The sequence below is a fragment of the Pseudomonas sp. 3JA genome, from assembly GCF_036961705.1.
In the GTDB taxonomy this organism is placed as follows: domain Bacteria; phylum Pseudomonadota; class Gammaproteobacteria; order Pseudomonadales; family Pseudomonadaceae; genus Aquipseudomonas; species Aquipseudomonas fluorescens_Q.
The window spans coordinates 34,980-58,290 of the sequence record NZ_JBAMDJ010000023.1; the positions used below are offsets into that span (position 1 = coordinate 34,980).

Annotated in this window: 18 protein-coding genes; 5 read left to right on the forward strand and 13 right to left on the reverse strand. The window is 61.1% G+C overall.

Annotated elements, in window-relative coordinates; genetic code table 11:
* Nucleotides 1-27: 27 nt before the first annotated feature.
* The gene (locus V7773_RS18410; protein WP_336074378.1) at nt 28-678 is read right to left on the reverse strand and encodes a hypothetical protein; all 651 of its coding nucleotides are present in this window, start codon (nt 676-678) and stop codon (nt 28-30) included.
* Between the two features lie 217 nt (nt 679-895).
* On the opposite strand from V7773_RS18410, the gene V7773_RS18415 reads away from it, so the two are divergent.
* Nucleotides 896-1,735 (forward strand): hypothetical protein, encoded by an 840-nt coding sequence (locus V7773_RS18415; protein WP_063323122.1) that lies wholly within the window; start codon nt 896-898, stop codon nt 1,733-1,735.
* A 3-nt stretch (nt 1,736-1,738) separates the two neighbouring features.
* On the opposite strand, the gene V7773_RS18420 is transcribed toward V7773_RS18415, so the two are convergent.
* Nucleotides 1,739-2,335, reverse strand: a complete 597-nt coding sequence (locus tag V7773_RS18420; protein WP_014336378.1) for a MarC family protein — start codon at nt 2,333-2,335, stop codon at nt 1,739-1,741.
* Nucleotides 2,336-2,569: 234 nt separating this feature from the next.
* On the opposite strand from V7773_RS18420, the gene V7773_RS18425 reads away from it, so the two are divergent.
* The 3 genes from V7773_RS18425 (at nt 2,570) to V7773_RS18435 (ending at nt 4,834) form a co-directional block, all read left to right on the forward strand.
* Nucleotides 2,570-3,379, forward strand: coding sequence for a hypothetical protein (locus tag V7773_RS18425; RefSeq protein WP_336074382.1), 810 nt, complete (start codon nt 2,570-2,572; stop codon nt 3,377-3,379).
* Nucleotides 3,380-3,443: 64 nt separating this feature from the next.
* Nucleotides 3,444-4,160, forward strand: a complete 717-nt coding sequence (locus V7773_RS18430; RefSeq protein ID WP_336074384.1) for a hypothetical protein — start codon at nt 3,444-3,446, stop codon at nt 4,158-4,160.
* Nucleotides 4,157-4,834 (forward strand): hypothetical protein, encoded by a 678-nt coding sequence (locus V7773_RS18435; RefSeq protein WP_092147066.1) that lies wholly within the window; start codon nt 4,157-4,159, stop codon nt 4,832-4,834. The genes V7773_RS18430 and V7773_RS18435 overlap by 4 nt, the downstream gene beginning before the upstream one ends.
* A 15-nt stretch (nt 4,835-4,849) precedes the next feature.
* Here the strand turns inward: V7773_RS18435 and V7773_RS18440 are convergent, their stop codons facing one another.
* The 7 genes from V7773_RS18440 to prmA form a co-directional block, all read right to left on the reverse strand.
* Nucleotides 4,850-7,639 (reverse strand): hybrid sensor histidine kinase/response regulator, encoded by a 2,790-nt coding sequence (locus V7773_RS18440; RefSeq protein WP_336074387.1) that lies wholly within the window; start codon nt 7,637-7,639, stop codon nt 4,850-4,852.
* Between the two features lie 99 nt (nt 7,640-7,738).
* Entirely contained in the window at nt 7,739-9,034 is a 1,296-nt protein-coding gene (purD, locus tag V7773_RS18445; RefSeq protein WP_063323117.1) for a phosphoribosylamine--glycine ligase, read from the reverse strand.
* A gap of 140 nt (nt 9,035-9,174) precedes the next feature.
* Complete coding sequence (gene purH, locus V7773_RS18450) at nt 9,175-10,782, reverse strand: bifunctional phosphoribosylaminoimidazolecarboxamide formyltransferase/IMP cyclohydrolase (protein WP_336074389.1); 1,608 nt, start codon at nt 10,780-10,782, stop codon at nt 9,175-9,177.
* Between the two features lie 82 nt (nt 10,783-10,864).
* Entirely contained in the window at nt 10,865-11,185 is a 321-nt protein-coding gene (gene fis / locus V7773_RS18455) for a DNA-binding transcriptional regulator Fis (protein WP_003186237.1), read from the reverse strand.
* Nucleotides 11,182-12,189: a tRNA dihydrouridine synthase DusB gene (gene dusB, locus V7773_RS18460; protein WP_092147068.1), complete on the reverse strand. Its 1,008-nt coding sequence runs from the start codon at nt 12,187-12,189 to the stop codon at nt 11,182-11,184. Before dusB ends, fis begins: the two co-directional genes overlap by 4 nt.
* A gap of 185 nt (nt 12,190-12,374) precedes the next feature.
* Nucleotides 12,375-13,601 (reverse strand): DUF3426 domain-containing protein, encoded by a 1,227-nt coding sequence (locus V7773_RS18465; protein WP_092147070.1) that lies wholly within the window; start codon nt 13,599-13,601, stop codon nt 12,375-12,377.
* A 30-nt stretch (nt 13,602-13,631) separates the two neighbouring features.
* On the reverse strand, nt 13,632-14,510 hold the full coding sequence (prmA, locus tag V7773_RS18470) for a 50S ribosomal protein L11 methyltransferase (protein ID WP_336074396.1): 879 nt from the start codon (nt 14,508-14,510) through the stop codon (nt 13,632-13,634).
* Nucleotides 14,511-14,703: 193 nt separating this feature from the next.
* Between prmA and V7773_RS18475 the strand changes: the two genes are divergently transcribed.
* Nucleotides 14,704-18,672, forward strand: a complete 3,969-nt coding sequence (locus tag V7773_RS18475) for a dermonecrotic toxin domain-containing protein (protein WP_336074397.1) — start codon at nt 14,704-14,706, stop codon at nt 18,670-18,672.
* Nucleotides 18,673-18,753: 81 nt separating this feature from the next.
* On the opposite strand, the gene accC is transcribed toward V7773_RS18475, so the two are convergent.
* The 4 genes from accC to V7773_RS18495 form a co-directional block, all read right to left on the reverse strand.
* A complete protein-coding gene (gene accC / locus V7773_RS18480; protein WP_003197421.1) occupies nt 18,754-20,109 on the reverse strand; it encodes an acetyl-CoA carboxylase biotin carboxylase subunit in 1,356 nt (451 codons plus the stop codon).
* Between the two features lie 17 nt (nt 20,110-20,126).
* Nucleotides 20,127-20,591 (reverse strand): acetyl-CoA carboxylase biotin carboxyl carrier protein, encoded by a 465-nt coding sequence (accB, locus tag V7773_RS18485; RefSeq protein WP_003197423.1) that lies wholly within the window; start codon nt 20,589-20,591, stop codon nt 20,127-20,129.
* Nucleotides 20,592-20,638: 47 nt separating this feature from the next.
* Nucleotides 20,639-21,091 carry a type II 3-dehydroquinate dehydratase gene (gene aroQ, locus V7773_RS18490; RefSeq protein WP_063323112.1) on the reverse strand — a complete coding sequence of 151 codons (453 nt, stop codon included), beginning with the start codon at nt 21,089-21,091 and terminating at the stop codon, nt 20,639-20,641.
* A 236-nt stretch (nt 21,092-21,327) separates the two neighbouring features.
* Nucleotides 21,328-23,274 (reverse strand): methyl-accepting chemotaxis protein, encoded by a 1,947-nt coding sequence (locus V7773_RS18495; protein WP_336074402.1) that lies wholly within the window; start codon nt 23,272-23,274, stop codon nt 21,328-21,330.
* Nucleotides 23,275-23,311: the final 37 nt, after the last annotated feature.

The window sequence follows — 23,311 nt, forward strand, 5'->3', positions numbered from 1 at the left end:
CACGCCAGGCCTGGAAGTATCAATGTTTCACGAGACGTTCCTTCTCAAGGTAAAACGTCTCATCAAGTGTTCATCCAGGACTTTGTTGATAAGTGTCCTTTTGTTGTCGAGTTCGCTTCGGTCCAATTTCAGGAACGCTTTGCGTTGAACGATCCTGGCTGAACGCTCCCCCCAGTTCCAGAACAGGAAGCTGCGCCTCTTTACCTCGACGCTCAGTTCGAGTTTGAACAGGGCGATATGAAGGTTGCCTTGTGAGTCGTAGCGGGCCGGGACGACTTGAAAGGTCTCGCCTTCCTGGGTTTCGTTGTCAAAGGACAGGATGGCCGGGTGATTGGTTTTTAGTGTGTCGAGAGTATCGATCATTGCGTTGGCCTGCTGTGCATCCCTCATGGCGTGGGCGCTCTGCACCAGGAAATCCGCCACGGAGCCCGAGACGAGATGTTGTGTGCGTGTATGGATGGCGTCGCCATACAGCGACCAGCCGAGGAAACTCAAGGTGCGGGCATATTCTTCGAACCAGCCCCTGGGATTTACATAGCGATGATGGCCGAGGTCGGCTGATCGGGTAGCGATATTGTTGCAATCGGCGATGTCATCGTGGTCTTGCAGGGAGGGTGCGCCGATATACGAAAACAGGTTAGGGCCGGTGACCAATCCGGTTAATAATTCATTGCTCATAATATTTCCGCCAAGAGTAAGTGTGTTGTTTGGCTTGTTGGAAGTGCAATGATGAACGTGGGTCTTGATTAAGTCGGCAGTGGAATTGAGTCTGGATATTTGAAGGTATGCGCGGGTTAATATTCTGCAATCAGTCAGTGTTGTTGTTCCTGAAAATAATAAATTAGATTGAAGCCGGTCCGCAGGAGCGGGCTTATATATAACCAAGGAGGTTTTTATGGAACAGTTCGAAAGTGGAGCCAGTGTGGCGCAAAGTGTTGAGTTGATCCAGGCACGTATCAACAAGCGTAAGGCGCTGGCCACTGCGGGTCGACGTGTACGCAGGTCCGTGGTGCAGATGCATGACAATCCGAACAAGGACCTGGATGCACTCATGTTGGGGGATGCGCTCGTGGGCTATGGCAACAACATGTCGCTCAACAATATGGCGATCATGGAGAACCTGATGACCATGGCGATGATGGAGGCCAACTTTGAAGTTCCTGGCGGCAAAAATACGCGGGCGTGGTACGACGCGTTTATCCAATGCCTGCAAGACCTCGGGTGTTTCGTTGCCGATGACGGTTACACCCGTTACTCCGAGAGTTCCCGGCGGGTGGACATGGACTTCGTGATCAGCGATATCGTCAAGGGCATCATCGATGGCGTGAAGGCCAGCGTTCCGGCGGCGACGGTGCTGGGTACCGTGGTGAGCACCACGATTGACGGTTTGAAGCGGGATGAGGAGACCATGCGTCTGTTCAACAGCCAGGTCAAGGTGGCTGAAGGCGCGCGTTTGTCGGTCATTCCTTGCGAGCAGTTGGCCAACGGAATCCTGATCGCCTCGTCCGCCTCGATCAAACAGTCCGGTACTTCGAGTAACGGCGGTGTGGTTTTCGTGAACTGGCAATCTTCGGCGCGGGAGATCTTCCGCGGAAAATCGTTCGTGACCTTCAACCCCGCGCGTTATGAAGCGTTCAGGCAGGACATCGAGGAATATCTGGGCGTACATCGCCGGGAGGTGCTGAGCAGGAGGTTCAGCCGGCGCAAGCCCAAGGTGCGCTTGAGCATGCCGTGATGGCTACGGCACCAGGTAGCCTCTCACGCCGGTAAAGATGATCTGCGCCGCCAGCGCACAGACAAACAAACCCATCAGCCGGCTGACGATCTGCAAGCCCTGGTCACCCAGGATCCGCTCGATGCGGCTGGACAGGTAAAGCACCACGCCGACGGTGAAACTGGCCAGGGCGATGCTGATGATGGCCATGAGTTTGTCGTCCCAGTGCGGCTGGCTCACGCCCATCACGAGCAGGGCACCGATGGTGCCGGGGCCGACGGTCAACGGTATGGTCAGTGGGACGATGGTCACGTCCTGCTGCACGTTGTCGGTCTGTACGGCCGACTTGCCCTGGGCCATGCCCAGGGCCGAAATGAACAGCACACTGCCAGCGCCGATACGGAAGGCGTCCACGGTGATGCCGAACACGCTGAAAATCACCCGCCCGAACAAATACAGCAACACGCTGGAGACCAGCGTCGCGGTCGCAACCTTCCAGGCCAGGCGGCGTTGTTCCTTGCGCGAATAGCCGCGAGTCAGGCCGATAAAACACGACAGCACGAAGAAGGGGCTATAGAGCACCAGCATCTTCAGGTAAACGCTGAACAGCACATGGAGCATGGTTGAGGCTCGCGACGAATGAATTTGACGTGGAGTCTATCAGGCGTCGGGATGTCTGTCGGCTCGTGGCAAGGGCGAGATGCAAGTCCAGGAAAATGCCACTTCATTACAGGTGATTGTACGCCATTGAATTTGATTATTTACGGTTACAGTTGCGCGCTTGTTGTGATGAGGTGGGTTGCGTAAGTTCAACTCTCGGATCCAAGGATGATCTTGATTAAATAAGGAAATAGTATGAACGTTAAATATGATTCTGTTGTAACCCTGGCTGATCGTCTGGAGCGCTTGAGTGCTTATGATGTTGAGCCGGAGGCGTTTGAGTTGTCGACGCGTGCTTTTATTGTGCGTCCTGGCGAGACGGCTGACTATCCGGAAAAACCGGATCGCGCTTCGATTGTGGGTGACGGTATCCTGGCTTTTGTTTCGGGAATGTCCGAACAGAACCAGGCGGATATCCAGCACTCTTATCTGTTTGCTTCGTTAGTGGCTAATAAGCGCTACCCACGTGATGAGCAGGGTAAGGAGTGGTATCAACTTTTCCTGCAAGTGATGCAGGATTGCGGCTGGACGGTCCTGCAGAAGTACTATGACGCGGTTGTCGCCTCGGGCAAGAGCTTCAAGATGGACCAACTGGTGCTGAAGATCCTGGGGTCGGCGGTGACGGCCGCCGCGGTGCCCGGGCCGGCGTCACTGCTGATGCTCAAGGTCGCCAGCGATGCCATCGCGGCCTTGCAAACCCGTGACAGGCCGCTCCGGGTGTTTGACCAGAACATCCAGGAGTCTGGTGCGGGAGGGTTTGGCGTCGCCGCCTGCCATGAGACGCCGCATGGCGAAGTCATCATGGCACTGGGAGCCGTGCGTTTCATCAAGCGCACGAACCAGACCCAGGTCTTGTTCGTTAATTGGGACAGCAGTTCGGTCGACTTGTATCGCGGTGAAAGCCACATGACCATGGTGCCGTCCGTTATTAACCGTACACGTGCGACCATTATCGAACGACTCGGCGATCGAGCACAGAAGAAAATCGAAGCATACGAACTCTGATCTTGTGAATCCACCTGGCGACTACACCGTAGTCGCCAATCATAAAAATAACTAGGTGATTGCAATGAATGATGGTTATTCGGTTTTTATTAATGCTGGCGCTGTCGTGATAGTGTCTCCGGATATGGCCGGGCAGGAAAAAAGCGATGTGTTGGATTCGGTATTGTTCGCGCAGTTGGTCGCCAACAAGAAGTATCCGGCTTATACCCAGGCACAAATATGGTATGACGAGTACCGTGACGTCTTGAAGAACGGTTGGTTGCAAAAGACTGCAGCATGGGACAACTTCACCCTCGATGAGCAATCCAACTTCAATGCGGCGCACTGGCTAGGGTGTCGACTGGGGGAGTATGTCGATCCTACAGTGGCCGATGAAGTCACTCGCCTGTTGAACCGTGTCGCGCAGTTGCCCGGTACCCTGCCGGCCATCGAGCAACTGCGCGAGCAGACCTGCAAGCGCAAGGAGCCCGTGCCACCGTCAGAGACCGATGAAGTCGTTGGCAGGGTCTGCCTGCAAGTGATTCTGGCCCGGCGAGCCCCCTTGCTGAGCAGCGTTTCCCTGAGCTATGAGACCACGCAACTGGCAATCTCCAACCCCCTCGGTCAGTGCCTGTCCGTCGCCAATGTGGTCGGTAATCTTCAGTCCAGATGCTTTCAGGCCAACTTATCGAAAGAGCTTTACGCTCCCCTGCGCGGTGCGATCGTACGGAAGCTGGGTGATAAGCCAACGAAGCATGTCTTTGATATTTCTGACGACGTTGAACGGGGGGCCGCGCGATGAATAGCGAACGCCTACAGGCCGGCGAGCGCCTGTTTCACAGCAGCGATCCCGCGCCGGCTGCGGTCGTGGGGGCAAGCCTCGTGTCGTTCGGCCAGGGGCTGTCTCCCCAGGATCGCGAAGACATCTGTCTGAGCAACCTGTATGCCCAGTTGGCAACGCGGTCGGCTTATCAGGACGGTTTGGTGGGCAGTTGGTTCAACTACTACAGGAACACGCTCAGGTACCTGGGGTGGGATTCGGCGCGTCCCCTCAGGCCTGGACAGGCGGGCGAGGGGTCAATGGCCGAGAGTGTTGCCCGGCAAATCTCCCAGTCATTCGATGAACGCTTTGCGCGCTCGGCGACTGATTCGATTGGCGCCCTGAAGCGCCACCCCAATGCCCTTGCGGCATTCGAACGGGCAAGCCTGCAGCATGATTCGGCGTTCTTCCAGGTGGTTCCCTGCCTGCCGAAATCGCCTGGGCGAATAGAGGTCGCGCTTTACCACAAGCAATTCAGCATTCGTAAAACGCTCTCGACCTTCCTTTTTTGGCCGATAGAGGAGGTTGTGCAAACCAGCCATGAAGAAATGGCGGTCGTGACGTTCAACACGCTGCATTACTCAATGTTCCGGGAAAAAGTCCTGCGCGCCGTTATCGCCGAGACGACCCGTAATATTCATGCGTTGAAATGTTGAACAGGGCTCCGGGCGTCAGCGGACGCCCTCGGACGAATGCGCGACGGTCTGGTTCTGCTGGTCACGCTGGGCCACCCAATGCTCGATCAGCTCGCGTAGCTGCGACAACTCCACCGGCTTGGCCATGTGCCCGTCCATCCCGGCTTGGCGGGCGCGTTCCTTGTGCTCGGCCAGGATGTGGGCGGTGAGCGCCACCACGGGAGTGCGGGTCCGCTGGTTGCCCATTTCCCAGGCGCGCAATTGCTGGGTGGCGGAAAACCCGTCGAGGATCGGCATTTCGCAGTCCATCAGGACCAGGTCGTAACGCTGCTCCTTCATGGCCTTGAGGGCTTCTTCGCCGTTGCTGGCGGTGTCGGGTTGCAGGTTGAGCTTGCCGAGCATGCCGCGGATGACCTTGGTGGAGATGCTGTTGTCCTCGGCCACCAGGATGCGGAAATCGCTCGGCACTTTCACCGGGAGGGGAGGGCCGGCGTTCACCTGTACATTCGTCGCCTGGCCCCGGTTGCGCTGGTTCAGCTCGTCCGCCAGGGTGGTCTTGAGGGTATAGCCGGCCACCGGTTTGGCGAGGATGCGCTTGACCCCGCTGTTGCGTGCCACGATCTTGCTCGGTGCATTGCTGATACCGGTGAGCATGATCAACAGGATGTCGTGGTTCAGGCTCGGGTCTTCCTTGATCTTGGCCGCCAGTTGCATGCCGGTCATGCCTGGCATGTTCTGGTCCAGCAACACCACGTCGAAATAATCGCGCAGGTGCGCCTTGGTGCGCAGCAGCGCCAGGGCTTCCTTGCCCGATGGCACGGCACTGACGTTCAGGCCCCAGGCGCTGCACTGTTGCACCAGTACTTTGCGGCAGGTGTCGTTGTCGTCGACGATCAATACCCGCGCCCCTTGCAGCGGGCCATCGAGGTCGGCAGTCGGATGTTCGAGGCGATCCGGGTCCAGCGGCAAGGTCAGCCACAAGGTACTGCCCTGGTTGCTGCCGCTTTTGATACCGAATTCCCCGTGCATCAGGATGATCAACTGACGGGCGATGACCAGGCCCAGGTTGCCCCCCAGGCGCGTGGCCGACAGGAAATTCTTGCTATGCAGCTCGGCGTGCATCAGCGTGTCGCGCTCTTCGGCGTCCATCGGCGTCCCGCTGTCCTGCACGGCGATGCGCAGGCGCGGCTGATTGCTGCGCTCGTCGAGGGCGACGACGATCAGCACTTCGCCCTCGTCGGTTTTCTTCAGGGCGTTTTCCAGCAGGCTCAGCAGCGCCTGGCGCAGTCGCGTCGGGTCACCGCTGATCACTCGCGGCACCTGGGGCTGGATGAAACTGATCAGCTCGACATTCTGCTGTTCGGCCTTGGCGCGGAAGATACTCAGGCAATCCTCGATCAGTGCATTGAGGTCGAACTGCACGTCGTCCAGTTCGATCTGCCCGGATTCGAGCCGGGAGATGTCGAGGATCTCGTTGATCAGGGTCAGCAGTTCATTGCCGGCGCTGTGGATCGTCTGCACGTAGTCGCGTTGCTTGACCGACAACGGCGTGCCCAGCAGCAGTTCGGTCATGCCCAGCACGCCGTTCATCGGGGTGCGGATCTCGTGGCTGATCTTGGCCAGGAACTCGGCCTTGGCATTGATCTCGGCATTGCTCGCCGCCAGGTCGCGGCTGATGCTGAACCGGCTTTCGTTGATCGAGCGCTGGCGCTCGCCCAGGGCGACACTCATCAACAGGCCGCTGATGCAGATGAAGATCAGCAGGGTGATGATCAAGCCCTGGGGAGGAACCTCCGTGAGCCCTTGCAGTGCCGGAAGGATGATCAGCGTGCCCAGGTTGAAGACCACCATGGCCGCGACGAACAGCCGGGCTGGGCGGTAGCCCTTTTGCCAGTGCCAGGCGCTGACGAGCAGCATGCTCAGGCCGGCCAGGGCCACGAGGGCATAGGTCATGATATTGAGCGGCAGCGTATTGACGAACAACAGCAACAGGCTGCACAGCATGACGAGCACGATGTCCCCCAGCAGCAGCCGATTCAACGGGTGCGGCCCCAGGGGCGCGAAGAAACGGTAGGCGAACATCAGGCCGCAGGGCGCCGTCAGCAACAAGGCCAGGTAGGCTCCGGGCGTCTGGACGGCTGGCCAGTCGGGCAGCCAGGCTCCGGCCAGATTCAGCAACAGCGCCAGGCTGAGCATCAGCAGTCCTTCACAGGCTGCCAGCCACAGGCAACTGCGTGAACGGGTGTAGGCGTAGCGGGTAAGGTTGTGCAGCACCAGCATGGCGATGCAGCCGAACAGCAACCCATAGATCAGTGTCTGGTTCTGATCGGCCGCGGCCACGACTGCCGATTGCAAGGTGATGTAGGGGCGCAGTTCATGGCGCGAGGACAGCCGCAGGTAGACGTCCAGCGATTTGTCGCTGCGTGGCAGGGGTAGCATCAAATCGTTGCTGGGGACCGCAGGTTCGGTGTGCGGCGTGGCATTGCCGCTGACTTGCTGGTCAACCAGGGCATCGCCGTCCAGCACGTAGAGGTTCAGGCGCGACAGGTCGGGCGCGAAGATGCGCAGGATCTGTTCATGCCGGTCGGGGGCCAGGCGGAAACGCAACCACAATGCCCCGCCGGGCTCGGCGGCCTGGAGACGGTCCAGGTCGATGGGGCTGAATTGATTGGTGTAGCGGGCAGAACGGATGTCGCTCAGCGTCAGGTCGCCCTGTTCGTCGAGCAATACGGCCCAGCCACTGCCTGGCGCGGCCTGGGCCGGGAGCATGCAGAGCAACGTCAGCAAGGTGACGGTAAGGCCTATGGCAATCCTGAGCCAGCGCACGGCGAAATCCCTTCGTAGGTTGATGCCAGAGTATAACTATGCGCGGCGCCGGAACAGTCAGGCAAGGGCCGCAGACCCTTGCCTGGCTGAATGGCTGGGTTATTCCAGATTTTCGCCACGCTCGCGGGCAATGGCGCGGTAGCCAATGTCCTTGCGGTAGAAGCAACCTTCCCAGTCGATCTCGGCGGCAAGCTTGTAGGCCTGCTGCTGAGCTTCGTCGACACTGGCGCCCATGGCGGTGGCGCAAAGCACGCGACCGCCGGCGGTGACCACTTGCCCGTCCTTCAACGCCGTGCCTGCATGGAAGACCTTGCCTTCCAGGCGGGCCGCGGCATCCAGGCCCTGGATCGCGCTACCCTTGGCGTAGTCGCCGGGGTATCCGCCAGCCGCCAATACGACACCGACGCTTGGGCGCGGGTCCCATTGGGCTTCGACCTTGTCCAGTGCCTGGGCCAGTGCGGCCTCGACCAGCAGGACCAGGCTCGATTGCAGGCGCAGCATCACCGGCTGGGTCTCAGGATCGCCGAAACGGCAGTTGAATTCGATGACTTTTGGGTTACCAGCCTTGTCGATCATCAGGCCGGCATAGAGGAAACCGGTGTAGACGTTGCCTTCCTCGGCCATGCCGCGCACGGTCGGCCAGATCACCTGGTCCATGACACGCTGGTGTACTTGGGCGGTCACCACCGGGGCCGGGGAGTAGGCACCCATGCCGCCGGTGTTCGGGCCGCTGTCGCCGTCGCCGACACGCTTGTGGTCCTGGCTGGTGGCCATTGGCAGGACGTTCTTGCCATCGACCATAACGATGAAGCTGGCTTCCTCGCCGTCGAGGAACTCTTCGATCACCACGCGGGAACCGGCATCACCGAAGGCGTTGCCGGCGAGCATGTCGCGCACGGCGTCTTCGGCTTCGGCCAGGGTCATGGCAACGATCACGCCTTTACCGGCAGCCAGGCCGTCGGCCTTGATCACGATCGGTGCGCCTTTCTCGCGCAGGTACGCCAGGGCCGGTTCGATTTCGGTGAAGTTCTGGTAGTCGGCGGTCGGGATCTTGTGACGCGCCAGGAAATCCTTGGTGAACGCTTTTGAGCCTTCCAACTGCGCGGCACCGGCGGTCGGGCCGAAGCAGTCCAGGCCACGGGAGCGGAACAGATCGACCACGCCGGCGACCAGCGGCACTTCCGGGCCGACGATGGTCAGCGAGACGTTCTTTTCGGCGAAGTCGGCCAGTTGTTCCAGGGCCAGCACGTCGATGGCGACGTTTTCGCATTTGGCTTCGATGGCGGTGCCGGCATTGCCCGGTGCCACGAAAACCTTCTGCACGCGTGGATCCTGGGCCACTTTCCAGGCCAGGGCGTGTTCGCGGCCACCGCTGCCAATGATCAAAACATTCATTTCAAAAACCTCGGATGACGCTGATGGGGCTGATCGTTCCCACGCTCTGCGTGGGAATGCCTCTACGGACGCTCTGCGTCCAGGGACACAGAGCGTCCCGGGCTGCGTACCCACGCAGAGCGTGGGTACGATCAAGCAAATTAGTGACGGAAGTGGCGCATGCCGGTGAATACCATCGCAATCCCTGCCTCATCAGCAGCGGCGATCACTTCGTTGTCACGCATCGAACCACCCGGCTGGATCACGGCGGTGATGCCGACCTTGGCCGCGTTGTCGATGCCGTCGCGGAACGGGAAGAACGCATCGGAGGCCATGACCGCGCCTTGCACCTGCAAACCGGCGTGCTCAGCCTTGATGGCGGCGATGCGGGCCGAGTTCACACGGCTCATCTGGCCGGCGCCGACACCGATGGTCTGGCGGTTCTTGGCGTAGACGATGGCGTTGGATTTTACGTACTTGGCGACTTTCCAGGCGAAGATCAGGTCGTTGATTTCCTGCTCGCTCGGGGCCCGCTTGGTCACTACTTTCAGGTCTTCGCTGCCGATCATGCCAATGTCGCGGCTCTGGACCAGCAGGCCGCCATTGACGCGCTTGTAGTCCCAGGCCGGCACACGGTCGGCCGACCATTGGCCGCAGGCCAGCAGGCGAACGTTGGCCTTGGCGGCAACGATGGCGCGGGCTTCTTCAGTGACCGAAGGGGCGATGATCACTTCGACGAACTGGCGCTCGACGATGGCCTTGGCGGTCTCGGCGTCCAGCTCACGGTTGAAGGCGATGATGCCGCCGAAGGCCGATTCGGTGTCGGTGGCGTAGGCCAGTTCGTAGGCCTGGCGGATGCCGCCCTCGGCGTCCGGGCTCACCGCCACGCCGCACGGGTTGGCGTGCTTGACGATCACGCAGGCGGGCTTGACGAAGCTCTTCACGCATTCCAGCGCGGCGTCGGTGTCGGCCACGTTGTTGAACGACAGTTCCTTGCCTTGCAACTGGGTGGCGGTGGCAATGCCGACTTCGGCAGGCTTGGCTTCCACGTAGAACGCGGCGCTCTGGTGCGGGTTCTCGCCGTAGCGCATTTCCTGGGCCTTGACGAACTGGGTGTTGAAGGTGCGCGGGAATTCGCTGCGGCCTTCGGTCGACAGGGTTTCAGCGGCCTGGTTCACGGTGCCCATGTAGTTGGCGATCATGCCGTCGTAGGCGGCGGTGTGTTCGAAGGCCTTGAGCATCAGGTCGAAACGCTGAGCGTAGGTCAGGCCGCCGGCTTTGAGGTTTTCCAGCACGCTGGCGTAGTCGCTGGCGTTGACCACGATGGCCACGTCCTTGTGATTCTTGGCCGCCGAGCGGACCATGGTCGGGCCGCCGATGTCGATGTTCTCGATGGCCGTCGGCAGGTCGCAGCCGGGCTTGTTGATGGTGGCTTCGAACGGGTAGAGGTTGACCGCTACCAGGTCGATCGGCTTGATGCCGTGTTCGTTCATGATGGCGTCGTCGATGCCGCGACGGCCCAGGATCCCGCCGTGGATTTTCGGGTGCAGGGTCTTGACCCGACCGTCCATCATTTCTGCAAAACCGGTGTAGTCCGCGACTTCCACTGCGGCGACGCCGTTGTCCTGCAGCAGCTTGAAGGTCCCGCCGGTGGAGAGAATCTCGACGCCCAGCTGTTGCAGCTCGCGGGCGAATTCGAGGATCCCGGTCTTGTCGGAGACGCTGATCAAGGCGCGGCGGATCGGCAGGCGGGTGGTCTGGTCGGTCATTTCAATTTCCATCAAAAGCAAGGGAAGTCAGCAAAAAAGGCGACCGTTTTTACGCGGGCGCCTTTCTGGTTTGATTGAATGCTTACAGCAGATCGTACTGCTTGAGTTTCTTGCGCAGGGTGCCGCGGTTCAGGCCCAGCAGCTCACTGGCTTTGGTCTGGTTGCCCTTGACGTAGTTCATCACGCTTTCGAGCAGAGGCGCCTCGACTTCGGAAAGCACCAGGTTGTACACATCCGTGACGGCAGCGCCCTCAAGGTGGGCGAAATAATTGTGCAGCGCCTTCTCGACACTCCCGCGAAGGGTCTGGCCTTCTTCGCTGGGCGTATTGAGGTGCTGTTTCAAATTCACGTTGTCGCTCACGGGTGTTGTTCCACTCACTAAAGTCTCGGTCATCATCGTCATGCGGCCACCCCTTCGTCCCCTGTCAGGCTCTTGTAACGCTCAGCGAAGAACGCCTGAACGTCGGCGCATTGTGCTTGCGTACCATCCAAACGATTGAAACGGGCGCGAAACTCCCTGGCGCCCGGCAGGGTTGCGAGATACCAGCCCACATGCTTGCGAGCGATGCGTACGCCCATGACTTCTCCGTAGAAGGCATGTAGCGCGGCCAGATGCTCTAGCAGAATACGTTCCACCTCGGACAACTGCGGAGCCGCGAGCTTTTCGCCCGTGCGCAGGAAGTGTTCGATCTCACGAAAAATCCATGGCCGCCCCTGGGCGGCCCGGCCGATCAACAGGCCATCGGCACCGGTCGCGTCGAGCACGTACCGGGCCTTCTCGGGCGAATCGATGTCGCCATTGGCAAACACCGGAATCGACACCGCCTGCTTGATCGCGGCGATGGTGTCGTACTCGGCATCGCCGGTGTACAGGTCGGCTCGGGTGCGGCCGTGGACCGCCAGCGCCGTGATGCCCGCCTGTTCGGCGATCTTCGCCACCACCAGGCCATTCTTGTTCTCCCGGTCCCACCCGGTGCGGATCTTCAGGGTCACCGGCACATCGACCGCGGCGACGACCGCCTGCAGGATCTCGGTGACCAGTGCTTCATCTTTCAACAGTGCCGAGCCTGCGGCCTTGTTGCAGACTTTTTTTGCCGGGCAACCCATGTTGATGTCGATGATCTGCGCCCCCAGCTCGACGTTCGCCCGGGCCGCTTCCGCCAGCATCTGTGCGTCGCCACCGGCGATCTGTACCGAGCGGGGCTCGGGATCACCTTCGTGGATCATGCGCAGACGCGATTTGCGGGTGTTCCACAAACTCATGTCGCTGGTGACCATTTCCGAAACCACCAATCCTGCACCCAGTCGCTTGCACAGCTGACGAAAGGGCTGGTCGGTGACCCCCGCCATAGGGGCGAGAATCAGGCCGTTCTGCAATGTATATGGGCCGATGCGTACCGCCGACATAGGACTTCCCTGAAGTGGGGTCGGATCATGAGACTTCGAAAAAGGGTTGGCATGATACCCGCTCTCGATGACTGGATAAAGATCGAATTGGATAAAATCTGAACAGCTATTTTGTTATCGCCAGCGGTTTGGTCTGGGTAGGGTCAGTCAGAAAGTTGCCGTCAATTGGCCGACCCTGGCCGGCTTCATTCCGGGGAATGGAAGCTCAGACTGTAGTTCACCGCTTTGGGGCCAGGGTCCAGGATATCCAGCGCGATGTGAATGGGCGTCTGGGGCGGCATTTCGCCGCGGTCCTCGAGGTCGCCACCCAGGTACTCGCCGGGCTTGAAGCGACGGCTGGCGATCAGGTGTCCGTTGAGGTCGGCAAAGCGCAGTTCCAGCAACGGAAAAGGTTGGGAGAAGGGCGCACGGTTGTAGATGATCGCGTCCACCACCAGGGCACCGCTGAACTCCGGATGGCTGCGCACCACCAGGTTGCTGCTCTTGATCTTGGCGATGTCGACCTTGGACGGTACTTCGCAGCCGATGGTCGGACAGATTTGCAGGAACCACGGCCGGTACTGGTCCTGGCGGGCCAGTTCTTCGAAATGGTAGGCGATGTACTGGCCGCCCAGGGCCGCGCTGGCGAGCAGTATCAGCAGGCCCCACAACAAGCGTCGGCCCCAGGGCGAGCGGCGTTTGCGCCAGTCCAGTTGCAACGGGTCGTCGTCCAGGTCGTGGAGGGCTTCGGCGCGTATCCCCGGCTCCTGGCGTTCCCGTGACTTGCGCAACGGTGCCAACTGCTCGGGTTCGTCGTCGTGGTCGTCGGTGGCGGACAGGCGCTCGAGGTGTTCGTCGGGCTCGTCGTCCGGCGCCAGGTGGAGAGGGGCGACAGGCTCGTCGTCCGGTTCCAGTGGTTCAAGGGCCAGGGATAGCGACGGCTCGGTGCGCGGTGGCCGGGCCGGTTCGTGGGGTTCGAACGGTTCGATGGTGTCCTGGAGGACGGCTTCGGCGCGCTCGCTGGAAGATTCGCTGTACAGGCTGTCGGGCCAGGCTTGCTGTTCGCTGGAGAGCGAGTCGCGTTGCGCGCTGAGGTTGTCTTCCCGGCGCCGGCCGGTATTTCCTGGCGCGCGATTGTCGCGCCGCTCCAGGCGCGCCAGTTCCTTGTCCAGATCATCCAGATCCAGCTCGGCAGCGCTCCATTGTTTCTGGCTGATCGCCCGGGGCGGGGCTTCGACCGCCGGCTTGGAGGTCGGCACGACGGCAGGCGCCGCTTGTTTGGCAGTGCGTTGTTCCAGCAACTGTCGTGCGGCATTGAACACTTGCAGGCACGAGCCGCAACGAACCACCCCGCGGGCCACGCTCAATTGAGCATGGCTGACGCGAAAACGGGTATGGCAATGCGGGCACTGGGTGACGAAACTGTCAGTCATGCGGCAATCCGGTGGATACAGGCGGTCATTCTAGCGCCGACGTCCGGTGATGCGCACCCAGCCATCGCGATTGGCGATCGGGTCCAGGTCAAAGTCCGCGGCATAAGCGGCGGCGACTTCTTCACCCTGTTCGGCCAAGATGCCTGACAGTGCCAGGCGTCCGCTCGGCTTGACCAGGCTCGACAGTTGCGGCGCCAGGGACACCAGCGGGCCGGCGAGGATGTTGGCCACCAGGACGTCGGCCTGGACCTGTGGCAAGTCCTGCGGCAAGTACAGCGGGAACGATGCTTCGGCAATGTTGTTTCGCCCGGCGTTGTCGCGGGACGCTTCCAGGGCCTGGACGTCGATGTCGGTGCCTACCGCTTCCCTGGCGCCCAACAGCAGCGCGGCAATCGCCAGGATCCCCGAACCGCAGCCGAAGTCGAGTACGTTGCAGCCCTTCAGGTCCTGGCCGTCGAGCCATTCCAGGCACAGTGCGGTGGTCGGGTGGGTGCCGGTGCCGAACGCCAGGCCCGGATCCAGCAGCAGGTTGACAGCGTCCGGCTCTGGCGCGGCGTGCCAGCTCGGGACGATCCACAGGCGCTGGCCGAAACGCATCGGCTGGAAATTGTCCATCCAGCTGCGTTCCCAGTCCTGGTCCTCGATCACTTCGCTGTGATGCTCGGGCAGCGGGCTGCCGGTCAGCAGCTCGAGGTGGGCCAGCACGCTGGCCGCCTCGGTGCCGCCTTCGAACAGGGCCAGCAGGTGGGTGTGGGACCACAGCGGGGTGGTGTTGAGCTCCGGCTCGAAGATCGGCTGGTCTTCGGCGTCCATGAAGGTTACCGATACGGCGCCTACTTCAAGAAACGCGTCTTCGTAGGTTTCGGCTTGTTCCGGGCTGATGGCCAGACGTACTTGCAGCCAAGGCATGGCGGGCACCTTTGGAAAAAATCTACAGGGGGCAGCGCAGGGCTGCAAAGGCGCGCAGTGTACGCCAGGTCGCCGCCAAAGTGGATAAGCGAGTCTCGCGCCATCCGGGTGGGTGTTTCGATATATATATGTATGCCATGGGCGTATCGCCGGGCGGATAAGGTGCCGGTCCACACAGCAGGGAGGAATGTGTATGGACATCACTGCCGAACGGCAAAGCAACATGGCGCGCACGGGGTCGGTCTCTTCCCCGCAGGCGGCGACTGTACAAATGACCCTGGAGAGATTGACGCGTTGGCAGGAGGCTATCGACGCGCGACTGCAAACCCAGATGAGCTTGCTGGAGGTACTGGAGGAGTACCTGCTGGTCGAGCTGCGCACCCATTATCACCAAGGCAACATCGATCCTCACTTCATTGACACCCTGCTCGACACGGTGTTGCAGCGCATGATCGATCAGAAACCACTGGTTAGCGATGAAGAGCAGGATGCGCCCTATCGCTGGCCGGACGGGGCTGACCTGGGTTTCCCGACTGAGCGCCAGGCGGTTATCGTCCAGGCGGTGGAGAGTGTCGCCTCGGGTTTTATTTATCACTACAAAGACTATTTACGACGTCATTGGCGAATGGCGGAGCGCGACGCCTCGCTTGAAGCGCTGCTCGGGCACAAGCTCGATGAGCACATGGCTGCAGTCGAACTGCTGTTCCAGCCTGGTCCGCTGGAGGGCCAGGGGGGCGATGAGCTCAGGGAGAAAATCGAAGCGCTCCAGCATCGCTGGCGGCAGATGAGTCAATTGACCGCATTGGCGACGACGCAGGAGCGTCAAGACCTCGAGGCCATCGCGCGTTTGCAGTTGCCTGATTGGTTGCGAGGGCTAGGCGAAGTTGATCGTAAAAAGCTGAAGGCTTTCCAGGACCAGACTACCCAGGCCCAGGCGTTGCTGGATGGTCGGCTCGATGGCCTGGCTTCGCTGCAGGCTTTTGCCCGGCACCTGGCCAAGGACTATGTCCGACGTGAACGGGACATGGAGGTCGAGCCGGACAGCATTCGAGTGCAGTTGCAATGGCGAAGTGTAATGGGGCAGCCGGTGCAAACCCGCAGCCTGAGCGAGCTGCTGGCGGCCGGTCCAGTCAGGCCGGACGCCGTGTCGGTGTTCCTGGTGGAAAACGGCGCCATGCTGCGTAACCAGCCGCTTTCCCCGGCGTTCATCAGCCAAATGCTGGCAGAGCTCGATGCCCCGGCCGGGTACCGGCAGGCATTGGTCGAGCGGTATGGCCGAGGGGATCTGAAAGACGCCATGCTCGATTGGTTCACGGCACGCTTGCAGCAAAGTGCGTTCATTGCCCGCTGTGCGGGTCACTTGACGGTGGCCAACCATGAGGCCGTCAAGGCGCTATGGGAGGGCGAGGCTTCGGCATCGCCCGTCGGCGTTCTACGGGTCAGTTGCCTGGTACTTCCAAACGCGTTGAAGTGTGCCGATTTTCTCCTGTTCCATCGCCAGGACCTGCAAGGCGACCTGCTGCTGTACGCCCCCGACAAACCGGATGGCCAGGAGTGGATCGAATTGCCCTCGCTTTGGGCCGTGAGTGTGGAGATAGGTGCCTGGACCCGCAGCGAAGCCGGCCGCGAGTACCTGCTGCAACGGATTTCTCCAGCGGACCGAAGCGTGGCCCGGGAGTACTTTACCCGCGTGGCAGACAAGCCGGCGACATGGGATTCAAGCCAGGATCCCAGGGGCGCGGTGGAAGGTTTCAGGGCATGCCTTGAAGACATCGTAGCAAGGGGCCTGGACAACAACCTGGCGCAAGTGGAACTGGACGAATCGCCCCGCTGGTACGCCGTCCTGCCGCTCGATGCGCGGCGAAACATCAGCACCTTGAGTCAGGAGCTGGTGGTCCATCAGCAGGTGTTCAATCAGCAGTTGGTGGGTTACGAAGTCTTCGTGGATTTCGCCAAGCGTATCGTCACGCAGGCGATTGCGCCTTACATGCGCAGCAAGGGCGTGCAGGCGCCGGTCGATCCTGCGACGGTGCTCATCGACTACAACCCGGGCTTGGCAGATGGCAAGACCGAAGTCGCCAGCCTGCTGGAGCTTGCCATCCACGGGTATGACGACAACTCGGGTATCGACAATCCCAGAAAAGGTGTGCGCTCGTCGGTGGGGCAGGACCTGGGGCAGGTCCGCAGTGCGGAGCTTGCGTCCTATATCCGGCGGGCATACCTGGGTGAGCAATATGCGCGACAGGTCCGCCGCAGGTTTCTCGATGCCCGTGCCCCGGAATACGCCCAGCGGCGCAATGCCTACCGCAACCTGCTGTTGACCCGGATGGACCGTGACCTGCGTGTCGCAACGGGCAAATCCCAGTTGGGTGCCAGTGAGTTCTGGTGGCTCACCCGGCAAGTCACCCTTCTGGGTGAGTCGGTGTCGGTGTCCGGTCCGGTGTATTCGGGGAGCGTCGTGCAGCGCGAAGGAGTGATCAGGTTTTCCATCGGCGGCCATATCGTGATGGGCGCCTATGTCTTTGCCTACTTCGACCCGAAGGGCGCCTATTGGCTGTACACGCCCGATGCTCCGGACGGAGTCACGTTTCGCCGGTACCAGGACTTTTCCGGGGCGGTCGCCACGCGCTTGCATGACTATGTGCTGGAACGGGTTGCCCTCGGTGCCCGCGCGGCCGTCAGGCGTTCATTGGCGGCGCTGGCGGCGACGAGCATTGGCGTCGACACATTGCGCGAGTTCAATCGAGTGAACGATATCCAGGCGGAGTTCGATGCCTACATCGAGCGCGCCATCAGCGATGTGGAAGACGTCACCAAGAGTCGCGCCGAGGTGATCAGGCGGCAGGTCATCAAGGGGCTGCTGTTTGCATCGGCTCCCGTGTGCCTGGTTTATCCGCCCTTCGCCTTGCTGCTGGATGTCGCCTTCATTGCCGTCAGCGTCAAACAGGCCGCCGAGGCGCATGGGCAGGGCGACACGGATCGTGCGTTGGGCCACTGGTTGATGGCTTCCTGGGGCCTATTGTTCGCAGCCTTGGGGGGCGGGACCCTTGCTCCGCTACTGGGGCGGGCAGCCAGGAGCCTGAAGCTTGTCGTGAAGCCTGTGTCACTGTCCGAGCAGCGCTTGAGACGCGTGACGCCGCTGATTGCCAAAGAGACCGGGCCAGTCATCCAGCCCATACATTTCAAGCCGAAACAGGCAGTTGGCAAAGCGCCTGAGAATCTGGAGCTGGTAACCGGGGAGAGCCTCTTTGAGGGCACCTATCGCAGCCCGTCCAGCGCATCGCAGCCACACACTACTTATTACATCCGCAGTAAAGGCAAGTACTACCAGGTGAAGGAAGACCCTTACTTCGGTGGTTTGTGCCTGGTGGATGCCAGTCGCCCCGGTGCCTTGTACAACCTGCCTATCCGCAGGGTGGGGAAGGGCAAGTGGGTACACAACGACGTCGGCTTGAAAGGAGGCAATGATCAAGTGCTTGTCCTCGGCCGAGTGAGCGATCTGCGGGAGGCGTTTCCCGCCCATGTCTTCCCGGACGTATCAAGGGGGGCGTTGCAGGGCGAGGCTGTGGTGGCAAGGTTCAGCGAGGCCGCGGCGGACAACTATCTGTTCTCCCTGAACGCGCAGACATGCGTGATCGCGTCGTTGTATAACCCGGCCACCAAGGCAGGGGCGGTTATCCATTTCGATCACAATATCCGCGCGCTGATCGAGCGCAGCCTCCGGGACGTGACGCAACGCCTGGGAGCCAGCGCAAAGGATATTCGTTCGACCCTGGTGGGTGGCGACTGGTTGACGGGGGCGGACATCGGCGGGCGGGTCAGGTCGGCGATGCGGCGCCAGGGGCTGCGGCCCACCTGGGATCACTGGTCGTATTCGTCCTGCTTCGGCAACACCTACGGTGTATCGCTGGATTTGCGCAATGGCGTGACGTCGGTTTTCAAGACGTCCCGCACCCAGGTCGAACGCTACTACATACCGGTGCTGGCGAGGGCGAAACAGGGTTCTGATCCGGTGTCGGTGCGGGCCCGTGGGTTCATGACGCGCGTGCGCAGCGAGCCGCTGGTGGCCAATGCCAGTGGTGCCGTGCTCACTCCGCAGGGGCGGCCAGCGACTGCGGCGCAGATCGAAGCCCACGCGTTCCCTACGGTGGCGCTGAGCTGATCCACTGGATTGTCATCTTGAAGAACAGGCAAAAAAAGACCCCGGCCAATGGACCGGGGTCTTTTTACATCACTTGGAATATCAGTGCTGGTTGCCCAGCTTGTGTTCCAGGTAATGGATGTTGACGCCGCCTTTGCAGAAGCCTTCGTCGCGTACGAGGTCGCGGTGCAGCGGGATGTTGGTCTTGATCCCGTCGACCACGATTTCGTCCAGCGCATTGCGCATGCGCGCCATGGCTTCGTCACGGGTCGCCCCGTAGGTGATCAGCTTGCCGATCAACGAATCGTAGTTCGGCGGAACGGCATAACCGCTGTACAGGTGCGAATCGACGCGAACGCCATTGCCGCCCGGGGCATGGAAATGCTTGACCGTGCCTGGGCTTGGCATGAAGGTTTTCGGGTCTTCGGCGTTGATCCGGCATTCCAGTGCGTGACCGCGGATGACCACGTCATCCTGGGTAAACGACAGCTTGTTGCCGGCGGCGATGCTGAGCATCTCCTTGACGATGTCGATACCAGTGACCATTTCCGAAACCGGGTGCTCCACCTGAACACGGGTGTTCATTTCGATGAAGTAGAAACGACCGTTCTCGTACAGGAACTCGAAGGTGCCGGCGCCGCGATAGCCGATGTCGATGCAGGCCTTGACGCAACGCGCCAGGACTTCCTCGCGAGCCTGCTCGTCGATGCCCGGTGCCGGCGCTTCTTCGAGGACTTTCTGGTGACGACGTTGCAGCGAGCAATCGCGGTCGCCCAGATGGATCGCATGGCCCTGCCCGTCGGACAGCACCTGGACTTCGACGTGGCGTGGGTTGGTCAGGAATTTTTCCAGGTAGACCATCGGGTTGCCAAACGCTGCGCCCGCTTCGGAGCGGGTCAGTTTCGCCGAGGAAATCAGGTCTTCTTCCTTGTGTACCACGCGCATGCCACGACCACCGCCGCCGCCAGCGGCCTTGATGATCACTGGATAACCAACTTCGCGACCGATGCGCAAAGCGGTTTCTTCGTCTTCAGGCAGCGGGCCGTCGGAACCCGGAACGGTTGGCACGCCCGCAGCGATCATGGCGTGTTTGGCCGAAACCTTGTCGCCCATCAGGCGGATGGTGTCGGCTTTCGGACCAATGAAGGCAAAACCGGAGTTTTCGACCTGTTCGGCGAAGTCGGCGTTTTCCGCCAGGAAACCGTAGCCCGGGTGAATGGCGGTGGCGCCGGTCACTTCGGCAGCGGCGATGATCGCCGGGATGTGCAGGTAGGAGTGCGCAGCCGACGCCGGACCGATGCAGACGGATTCGTCTGCCAGGCCCAGGTGCATCAGTTCTTTGTCGGCCTTGGAGTAAACGGCGACGGTCTTGATGCCCATCTCTTTGCAGGCACGCAGAATCCGCAGGGCGATCTCACCGCGGTTAGCGATCAGAACTTTTTCCAACTTCGCAGTCATCAAAGGCTCTCCGCGGTTCAAACGATGGTGAACAGCGGTTGGTCGTACTCAACCGGCTGGCCGTCTTCGACGAGGATGGACTCGATCACACCGCTGGTTTCAGCTTCGATGTGGTTCATCATCTTCATGGCTTCGACGATGCACAGGGTGTCGCCTTTCTTCACGGTCTGGCCGACTTCAACGAAGGACGGCGAGGATGGCGAAGACTTGCGATAGAACGTGCCCACCATTGGCGAACGGGCAACAGTGCCGTTGAGCGCTGGCGCAGCCGGTGCGGCGGGCGCGGCTGCGGCAACCGGCGCTGCTGCTGGAGCAGGCGCGGCGGCTGGAGCATGCATCGGTGCCGGTGCATAGAACTGCTGGGCCGGGGTCTTGCTGTGGCGGCTGATGCGTACGGACTCTTCGCCTTCCTTGATCTCAAGCTCGTCGATGCCGGACTCTTCCAGCAATTCGATCAATTTCTTAACTTTACGGATATCCATGAATCATCAACTCCCAAGGGTCGGTCAGGGGCGTTTAACGCTTGTTTTCAAGCTGTCGCCTGTCTTTCAAGCTGCTCTAGAGCGGCCTCCAGGGCCAGTCGGTAACCGCTGGCGCCAAGGCCGCAGATCACTCCCACCGCTACATCGGAGAAGTAAGAGTGATGGCGGAAAGGTTCGCGTTTGTGCACGTTAGACAAATGCACTTCGATGAATGGGATGCTCACCGCCAGCAGCGCGTCACGTAATGCGACGCTTGTGTGTGTAAAAGCTGCTGGATTGATCAAAATGAAGTCCACGCCTTCGCCACGCGCGGCATGGATACGGTCGATCAATTCATATTCGGCGTTGCTTTGCAGATAGAGCAAATGATGGCCGGCGGCGCGAGCCCGCTGTTCCAGGTCCTGGTTGATCTGGGCCAGTGTCACGGCGCCATAGACGCCCGGTTCACGGGTGCCCAGCAGGTTCAGGTTGGGTCCGTGCAGGACCAATAGGGTCGCCATCTGCTGTTCCTTGTTATCTGTGAGCAGGTATCAGAACCTGGCGACTATGCCGCAAAGCCTTTGTGACTGTCCAGTTCTCTGCAATAGCCAGCACGATGACCGATGTTTGCGCGAAATTTGTGACCGTGTCTCTTGATCCGGTCATCTGCGCTCGGAAAGCCTGCACGTGAGGACTGCGTGTCACGCAACAATGCAAACTGCCCCGCCGCTTTTGCCGCCAAGCCACGCTCCAGCCGTTACACCCGAAACGCCTGCACGGCGGTGTGCAAACGTCCGCCCAGCACCAGCAGGTTGTCACCCTGTTCCCGCCCCTGTCCGATGCGCAGCAGGTTATCCCCGCCCAATTGGTGAATACGCTCGCTATGGTCGCGGATTTCGCTGACGGCGCCGCTTTGTTGGGCGGTGACATCGGCGATGCGCACGGCGGTGTCGGCAATGGTCTGTATGGCGCCGACGATTTGGTCCAGCGCGCCGTCGGCCGCTTGCGCCTGGTTGGCGGTGGCTTCGGCGTGTTCGACCTGGGCGCGCATGCCGTCCACCGATTGGCGTGCGGCCTGTTGCAGACGGGCGATCAGTGTCTGGATTTCGGCGGTGGCACCGGCCGTGCGTTGGGCCAGGGAGCGGACTTCCTCGGCCACCACCGCGAAACCCCGGCCCATTTCCCCGGCACGGGCCGCTTCGATGGCGGCGTTGAGGGCCAGCAGGTTGGTCTGGTCGGCAATCGAGCGAATCACCGTCAGCACGCCACCGATGGTGGCCGACTCCTCGGCCAGTTGTTCGATCATCTGCGCGTTGCCTTGCACTTCGCCCACCAGCGCATGCAGGCCGGTGAGGCTCAGGCCAATGACCTTCTGCCCTTGTTCCACGGCATGCCCGGCGCTGCGGCTGGCGTCTGCGGCCTGGCTGGCATCGCCGGCCACCTGCTGGATCGTCGCTTCCAGTTCGCTGAGGGAGTCGCGGATCAGCGCCGTGTCGCTGGCCTGATCCTCGGCGCCGCCGTGCAGCTCGCCACTCAACTCGGCCAGGGCACGGCTGCTGCCGGCGACCTGTTCGGCGTTCACCCGAATGGTGCCCACCAGATCCACCAGATAAGCCCGCAGGCGATTGAGCGACGCTTCGATGTCTTGCAGTTCACGGTTGCTGGCGCCCACGTGGATGTCACGGCTGAAATCCCCTTCGGCCCAGGTCGACAGGGCCGGCGCCAGGTGCGTCAAGGTCCGCGCCAGGCGTCGCTGCAAGGTGTCGATGAGCAGGGCGATCAGCAGGATCAGGCCAATCATTACCCCTTGGATCAAGCGAACCTCTCCCTGGATCTGCCCATGCTGGGCGCGAACCGCAGGCTCCATCGTATCGATCGCCTGTTGCACATCGGCGATTTTCAGGTGCGTGGCGCTGCTCAGTTCGGTGCGTTTCTGGATCAGCTCGCGGGTGCGTCCCAGCTCGGCGGGGTAGCGGCTGAGCAGGCTGTTGAGTTCGCGTTTGAGAGCGATGCCAGCGTCGTCGGCGGCGGTTTTTTCCTGGGTTTGCAAACCCATCAGCGCGGCGAAATCATCGCTGCCTGATTCGCTGCTGACGGTGACGCCCAACAGTGGCAGGTTGTCGAGGCGTTCGGCCTCCACACGGATGCTCGCCAGTTCCCGCTCGACGTCGGCGGCCAATTCGCTGCGGCCACTGCTGACCAGTTTGTCCCGCGTGAGGGATAGGCGGCCCAGGTGCTGCGACGCGGCAAACAGCGCGGGCAAGTAGGCCGGGGCGCCATTGGCGTATTGGGCCAGTTGATCGAGGCTGGCGCTCAACTCTCGTTCGGCCTGTAGCAGCAAGGCCTGCGGATCACCGGCCAGTTTGCCGGCGGCCAGCAGATCGGTCTTGCTGAAGCTGTCGAGGTTCGCCAGGCTCGGGCGCAGGGTCTTGGCCAGTTCCGGGGGAAATTGATCCAGGTCTTTTTGCAGGGTTTCCAGCGCCTGGGTGGCGGTGCTCAAGCGCAGGGCATCGCCGCTGGCCAGATAGTCCTCGATGTTGCGCGCCACTTCGCCCTGGAATTGTCGCGACAGGCCCAGGTAGCGCTCCATCAGCAGATAGGGTCGCTCCAGGGCAATCTGCGACCACCACAGCGTGGCGCCGAGGCCGAGGCACACGGCAACTAAAAGAAGGGTATTGAGATTGGTCAGCAGCTTCAGGCGCATCAAGTGTCTACCAGGGGCAGAATCGTAAGCGCTTGAA

What these genes read in the sequence shown, in the direction of transcription:
- V7773_RS18410 (WP_336074378.1), bottom strand. Translation starts at nt 678, where the DNA reads ATGAGCAATGAATTATTAACCGGATTGGTCACCGGCCCTAACCTGTTT.
- V7773_RS18415 (WP_063323122.1), top strand. Translation starts at nt 896, where the DNA reads ATGGAACAGTTCGAAAGTGGAGCCAGTGTGGCGCAAAGTGTTGAGTTG.
- V7773_RS18420 (WP_014336378.1), bottom strand. Translation starts at nt 2,335, where the DNA reads ATGCTCCATGTGCTGTTCAGCGTTTACCTGAAGATGCTGGTGCTCTAT.
- V7773_RS18425 (WP_336074382.1), top strand. Translation starts at nt 2,570, where the DNA reads ATGAACGTTAAATATGATTCTGTTGTAACCCTGGCTGATCGTCTGGAG.
- V7773_RS18430 (WP_336074384.1), top strand. Translation starts at nt 3,444, where the DNA reads ATGAATGATGGTTATTCGGTTTTTATTAATGCTGGCGCTGTCGTGATA.
- V7773_RS18435 (WP_092147066.1), top strand. Translation starts at nt 4,157, where the DNA reads ATGAATAGCGAACGCCTACAGGCCGGCGAGCGCCTGTTTCACAGCAGC.
- purD (WP_063323117.1), bottom strand. Translation starts at nt 9,034, where the DNA reads ATGAATGTTTTGATCATTGGCAGCGGTGGCCGCGAACACGCCCTGGCC.
- purH (WP_336074389.1), bottom strand. Translation starts at nt 10,782, where the DNA reads ATGACCGACCAGACCACCCGCCTGCCGATCCGCCGCGCCTTGATCAGC.
- fis (WP_003186237.1), bottom strand. Translation starts at nt 11,185, where the DNA reads ATGACGATGATGACCGAGACTTTAGTGAGTGGAACAACACCCGTGAGC.
- dusB (WP_092147068.1), bottom strand. Translation starts at nt 12,189, where the DNA reads ATGTCGGCGGTACGCATCGGCCCATATACATTGCAGAACGGCCTGATT.
- V7773_RS18465 (WP_092147070.1), bottom strand. Translation starts at nt 13,601, where the DNA reads ATGACTGACAGTTTCGTCACCCAGTGCCCGCATTGCCATACCCGTTTT.
- prmA (WP_336074396.1), bottom strand. Translation starts at nt 14,510, where the DNA reads ATGCCTTGGCTGCAAGTACGTCTGGCCATCAGCCCGGAACAAGCCGAA.
- V7773_RS18475 (WP_336074397.1), top strand. Translation starts at nt 14,704, where the DNA reads ATGGACATCACTGCCGAACGGCAAAGCAACATGGCGCGCACGGGGTCG.
- accC (WP_003197421.1), bottom strand. Translation starts at nt 20,109, where the DNA reads ATGACTGCGAAGTTGGAAAAAGTTCTGATCGCTAACCGCGGTGAGATC.
- accB (WP_003197423.1), bottom strand. Translation starts at nt 20,591, where the DNA reads ATGGATATCCGTAAAGTTAAGAAATTGATCGAATTGCTGGAAGAGTCC.
- aroQ (WP_063323112.1), bottom strand. Translation starts at nt 21,091, where the DNA reads ATGGCGACCCTATTGGTCCTGCACGGACCCAACCTGAACCTGCTGGGC.
- V7773_RS18495 (WP_336074402.1), bottom strand. Translation starts at nt 23,274, where the DNA reads ATGCGCCTGAAGCTGCTGACCAATCTCAATACCCTTCTTTTAGTTGCC.